Source organism: Mycobacteriales bacterium (genome assembly GCA_035504215.1).
Taxonomy (GTDB): Bacteria; Actinomycetota; Actinomycetes; order JAFAQI01; family JAFAQI01; genus DATAUK01.
In genome coordinates, this window is the sequence record DATJSI010000147.1 from 1 (window position 1) to 3,929 (window position 3,929).

Sequence of the window (3,929 nt, forward strand, 5' to 3'; positions counted from 1 at the left end):
GCGCTGTTGAATTCCGCGACGCCGTCCAGCATGAAGCCGCCGTCGCCGCAGACGAGCACGGTCGGACGGTCGGGGGCGCCGATGCCGGCTCCGACGGCCGTCGCGGTGCCGAGCCCGATCGAGGCGAAGTTCATCGTGGTAATGAACGCGCGCGGTTCGGGGACCCGCATCAAGGTGAAGGCCGCGCCGAGGAAGCGTCCGGCGTCGAGCACGACGGTGCGATCGGGCGGAAGCGCCGCATCGAGGCGCGCCACGGCCGCGTCCAGGTTCACCGTGCCCGGCGTGCTTTCCAGCTCGGGACCGGGCGGCCGCGGTGCGGCCAGGGCCGCCGCTAGCTCCGGTGAGGCAAAGGTGCGCGGTTCGATACCGCCCTCGTCGAGCATGGCGGTGATCTGCTCGAGGACGGTCGTCGCGTCACCGACTACCGCTACCTCGACGTCGTAGCCGTGCGCGAACGCCTGTGGGTCGGTGTCGATCTGCACCACCGCGCGGTTGTCCAGCAGGCCGCCGTCGACGGTCGTCCACTGATTCAGCGATGCGCCGACGGCGATGATGCAGTCGCTGCGCGCAATGGTGTCGAGCGCGACCTCGTGCGACACGGTGCCCATCACGCCGAGGTCGAACGGCTCGCCGCGGAACAGGTCCTTTGCCCGCAGCGTGGTCGCGACCGGCGCGCCGATCCGGTCGGCGAACTTCAGCAACGCCGCCCTGGTAGCCGGCCGGCCGGCGCCCCGCCCGACCAGCAGGATCGGCCGGCGCGACGCGTAGATGACGCCGACGGCCCGGTCGAGGGCCTCGGTGGAGGCCGCGATCGCCTGGTGCGCGACCGAGAGGTTCGGCGGCACGAGCGGGAAGTCGACCTCGGCCCACTGGAGGTCGGCCGGGACGTTGAGCACGACGGGCCGCCGCAGCTGCAGTGCGGTGCGGGCCGCGCGGCCGAGGTCCTCGATGAACGTGGGGATCGAGTAGACCTGCTCGAAGATCGCGCCGGATGACGCGACGACCTGCTGCTGGTTGATGCCCTGGATGTGGTCGCGCTTGGATGGCGCCGTATCGCCGGCGATCACCAGCGTCGCGGTGCGCGACCGGACGCCCTCGACCAGAGCGGTCATCGTGTTCGTCAGCCCCGGCCCGTGGGTCACGGTGGCGACGCCGAGCCGGCCGGTCGTGTTGGCGTACCCGTTGGCGGCCAGCACGGCGCCGCCCTCGTTGGCCATCGAGAGATACCGGCCGCCGCCGCAGCGGCGGTAGCTGTCCATCAAGAACAGGTTTCCGTCACCGAGCACGCCGAAGACGGTGTCGGTTACGTGGGCGAGAGTGCGGCCGAACGCCTCATGAAAGATCATCGAAGCCAGCCCCCGTTTCTGGTTAAGGGACGAGAACGGCGCGACCCAGGAGACGCCCTGCCCTCATGTCGGCAATTGCCTCGTCGTATGCATCCAGCGGGTACATGCGATTGTGCAACTTGACGTATCCGTCGACGGTGAGCTGAACGAGATCAACCAGGTCCAGATACGTACCGACCTGGCACCCGGCGATCCGCTTCTCGCCATTGACCAAGTGACCGGTCGGCAGCTCGATCGTCCCGCCGTAACCGACGACGTAGTGCGTGCCCTGCTGGCCGAGCATCGCCCCGGCGTCCTTCTCGGCGCCGCCTTCACCGACGAAGTCGAGCACGACCGTCGCACCGCCGTTGGTGATCTCGACGACCTTCTCGACCTGAGTTCCGTCGGAGGGCACGACATGGTCAGCCCCGAGTTCGGTAGCCAGTTCCAGCGACATCTCGCGCGCATCGACCGCGATCACCCGCGCGGGCGTCATCGCCTTCAGGCACTGGATACCGATGTGCCCAAGCCCGCCGGCGCCGAGCACCACGACCGACGTGCCCGGACCGAGCGCCGGCACCGCCTTCTTGACCGCGTGATAGGCCGTCAGGCCCGCATCGGCATGGGCGGCGATATCCGCCGGGGCGATACCGGCCGGCAACGGAACGACCGCCCTGGCACTCGTTTTCAGGAACTCGGCCATGCCGCCGCTCGCGGTCAGGCCGGGAAACTTGTAGTCGCTGCACAACATGTCGACGCCCGCGCGGCAGGCGCGGCAGAACCCGCAGCTGATGATCGGGTGCATGATCACCGCGTCACCGACGGCGACGTTGAAGACCGCCGACCCGACTTCGCTGACCCAGCCCGCGTTCTCGTGACCGAGGATGAGCGGGAGCGGCAGCCCCATCTGCCCGTCCGTGATGTGGATATCGGTGCGGCACAAGCCGGCACCGCCGATCCGCACGATCACGTCCCAGGGACCGGTGATGGCCGGTTCGGGCACGTCGTCGAGACTCGGCGATCCGCCTTGATCGGAGAGCTGAACCGCCTTCATCTAGGCCGACCCGCTCTTATTCGTTTGAATAGGTACCGACAACCCGCGCCTGGTTGATGACATCGGGATCGATCCTCTTCAGCAGATCCCAGGTACCCAGGCCCGGCTCGAGCTCGAGGTTGTTGCCGATCGCGTAGACGTGGAAGTGATAGAAGTGCGTGCCGTGCCCGGGAGGCGGCGAGGCCGGGAACCAGCCGGGCTTGCCCAGACTGTTCACGCCCTGGGTGTATTCGTCGCCGCCGCCCTCGGGAAGCTCGCGAACGTCGGCCGGAATCCCGTAGACAACCCAGTGCGTGAAGCCGTCGATCAGCGGGGCGTCCATGTCGTGGCAGACCACGGCGAACGAGGTTGTTCCCTCGGGAACGTCGGACCAGGAAATCGGTGGCGACACGCCAGCGCCATTGTTGGAATAGGCATCGGGCATCCGCTCGCCGTGCTTGAAGGCGCTGCTCGATGCGCTCAGGCTGCCACCGTTGAACTTCATGTGATATTCCCCTCACGTCACTATCAGTTCTCAGTATTGCTGTATCATAGTATTGATTAGCTGATGCTAGCCTGCCCGTTAGGCCTCGTCAAGTTGGCAGCGCAGGCACCGTGACGAACGATCCGGAGAAGGGCGAGGTCCGTGTAATGGTCGGAACAGGGTCCGGCGGAGGCACTGCACCGCCCATCTACGAGGCATCGTCGAGGCATGCGGTGGCCGGCTCTGCGAGGTCGATGACGGCGGCCCTGGACCGGCTCCTGAAGCCGTCGTCCATCGCGTTCGTGGGCCTCAGTGATAATTCTGCCTTTCTCGACACCGTCTCGCCCACATTCGACAGCGACGCCGAGATCTTCATGGTCAATCCACGCTACGAGTCAGTGGCCGGCCGGCCCACCGTACCCAGCCTGACGTCGCTGGACCGGCCGATCGACGCGGTCATGTGCTTCATGTCCGCCGAACGCACGACCGAGCTGGTCGAGGAGGCCGCCGCGCTCGACATCGGCGGCGTGGTCCTGGTCGCCAGCGGATTCGCCGAGCTCGACATCGGCGGCGAGGCACTGCAGGCGCGGGTTAGGGCCGCCGCGGCCGCGGCCTCGATGCCGGTCATAGGTCCGAACGGGCTCGGCTATATCAACGTGCGCCGTCGAGTCAGCCTGACGGTTGCCAACCGTCACAAGCGCCGACCCGGCGGTATCTCGGTGATTTCGCAGAGCGGCGCCCTGACCAGCGGTAGCGCGATGGCGGCGTGGCTGTACCCGGACTGCGGTACGAACATCCTTGTGTCCTCGGGCAACGAGGCGATCACGGATCTCGCCGACTACGTCGACTACCTCGTCGATGATCCGGAGACCACCGCCATCGGACTGGTGATAGAGAAGATCCGCAGGCCGCAAGCCTTCTTCGCCGCCGTCGCCAGGGCAACGGCCGCCGCGAAGCCGGTGGTCGCGCTCAAGCTGGCCCGGAACGAACGCTCGCAACGACTGGCAGCCTCGCACACCGGAGCGCTCACCGGTGATGCGTGGGTCTACGACGTCGCACTGCGCCAGGCGGGCGTGGCGCTGGCCTA

General features: G+C 67.4%; 4 protein-coding genes. 1 reads left to right on the forward strand and 3 read right to left on the reverse strand.

What is annotated here, in order from left to right:
• From VME70_16870 to VME70_16880, 3 genes are all read right to left on the reverse strand, one after another.
• The coding region (locus VME70_16870) for a thiamine pyrophosphate-binding protein (GenBank protein ID HTW21868.1) at positions 1-1,346 on the reverse strand (1,346 nt) is incomplete at its 3' end.
• A 22-nt stretch (positions 1,347-1,368) separates the two neighbouring features.
• Entirely contained in the window at positions 1,369-2,379 is a 1,011-nt protein-coding gene (locus VME70_16875) for an NAD(P)-dependent alcohol dehydrogenase (GenBank protein HTW21869.1), read from the reverse strand.
• A gap of 16 nt (positions 2,380-2,395) precedes the next feature.
• Positions 2,396-2,863, reverse strand: coding sequence for a YbhB/YbcL family Raf kinase inhibitor-like protein (locus VME70_16880; protein HTW21870.1), 468 nt, complete (start codon positions 2,861-2,863; stop codon positions 2,396-2,398).
• Between the two features lie 233 nt (positions 2,864-3,096).
• Between VME70_16880 and VME70_16885 the strand changes: the two genes are divergently transcribed.
• Positions 3,097-3,929, forward strand: an 833-nt coding sequence (locus tag VME70_16885; protein HTW21871.1) for a CoA-binding protein, incomplete at its 3' end; no start/stop codon positions are given.

What these genes read in the sequence shown, in the direction of transcription:
- VME70_16875 (HTW21869.1), bottom strand. Translation starts at nt 2,379, where the DNA reads ATGAAGGCGGTTCAGCTCTCCGATCAAGGCGGATCGCCGAGTCTCGAC.
- VME70_16880 (HTW21870.1), bottom strand. Translation starts at nt 2,863, where the DNA reads ATGAAGTTCAACGGTGGCAGCCTGAGCGCATCGAGCAGCGCCTTCAAG.